The organism is Thermoactinospora rubra (assembly GCF_002093975.1).
Classification (GTDB): Bacteria; Actinomycetota; Actinomycetes; order Streptosporangiales; family Streptosporangiaceae; genus Nonomuraea; species Nonomuraea rubra_A.
Genome location: NZ_MSZZ01000119.1, coordinates 1 through 1,451, shown reverse-complemented (window position 1 = coordinate 1,451; position 1,451 = coordinate 1). Strand labels below are relative to the sequence as shown.

Below are 1,451 nucleotides of genomic sequence, written 5' to 3'. Positions count from 1 at the left end.
GAGCAATGATCGAAACCTGTGGATCTGACGGGAAGGGGTGTACCTTCCCGAATCATCTGATCAAGGTTTCGAGATAGGCCGACGTTCGCGGCGTCGGCCGGGAAGGCACACCCGTGTCCCTCACCGTAGTGCCCGAGTTGCCCGCTGACGACCACGATGGTGTGCCTGGCGGCGGCTCCGCCTCGCTGATCGACCAGATCGTCCGCGAGGGCGCCCGCAAGATGCTCGCCGCCGCTCTGCAGGCCGAGGTCGACGCCTACATCGCCGCCTTCGCCGACGAGCGCGACGAGGCCGGGCACCGCCTGGTCGTGCGCAACGGCTACCACGCCCCGCGTGAGCTGCTCACCGGCGTCGGCGCGATCGAGGTGAAGGCTCCGCGGGTCAACGACAAGCGCATCGACGAGACGACGGGTGAGCGTCGGCGGTTCTCCTCGGCGATTCTGCCCGCCTGGGCCCGTAAGACGCCGCAGCTGACGGAGGTGCTGCCGCTGCTGTATCTGCACGGCTTGTCCTCCGGCGACTTCGTGCCCGCGCTGGGGCACTTCCTTGGGTCGAGCGCGGGCCTGTCGGCCTCGGTGATCACGAGACTGACCGAGACCTGGAAGAGCGAGCAACGTGCCTTCGCCGGCCGGGACCTGTCGCTCGTCGACTACGTCTACCTGTGGGTGGACGGCATCCACGTCAACATCCGGCTGGAGGAGCACAAGCTGTGCCTGCTGGTGATGATCGGCGTGCGGGCCGACGGCCGTAAGGAGCTCGTCGCGGTGACCGATGGCTACCGGGAGTCGACGGAGTCGTGGGCCGACCTGCTGCGCGACTGCAAACGGCGCGGGATGACCGCGCCGGTGCTGGCGATCGGGGACGGCGCGCTCGGCTTCTGGTCGGCGCTGGGTGAGGTGTTTGCGCAGACCAGAGCCCAGAGGTGCTGGTTTCACAAGATCTCTAATGTGTTGGGGGCGCTGCCGAAGTCGGCCCACCCGGGCGCGAAGAAGGCGCTGGCGGAGATCTGGAACGCCGAGGACAAGGACCACGCCGAACGCGCGGTCACCGACTTCAAGGCCACCTACGGCGCCAAGTATTCCAAGGCCGTCGCCAAGGTCACCGACGACCTCGACGAACTGCTGGCCTTCTACGACTACCCGGCCGAACATTGGGTGCACCTACGCACGACCAACCCCATCGAGTCGACCTTCGCCACCGTCCGGCACCGGACCAAGGTCACCAAGGGGCCGGGCTCGCGAGCAGCCGGGCTGGCGATGGCCTTCAAACTCATCGAGTCGGCGCAAAAGCGCTGGCGAGCCGTCAACGCACCTCATCTTGTCGCCCTGGTCCGTGCCGGGGCGACGTTCATCAACGGCAAGCTGGTCGAGCGGCCCGAGGAATCACCCGTCACCGAGGACCAGTCGAGAGCCGCCTAAAAGATCTTGATCCACAGGTCTTGACGATTGCTC

General features: G+C 66.7%; 1 protein-coding gene. It reads left to right on the top strand.

Annotated elements, in window-relative coordinates; genetic code table 11:
• Positions 1–137: 137 nt before the first annotated feature.
• Entirely contained in the window at positions 138–1,418 is a 1,281-nt protein-coding gene (locus BSB02_RS39150) for an IS256 family transposase (protein WP_143591781.1), read from the top strand.
• Positions 1,419–1,451 lie beyond the last annotated feature (33 nt).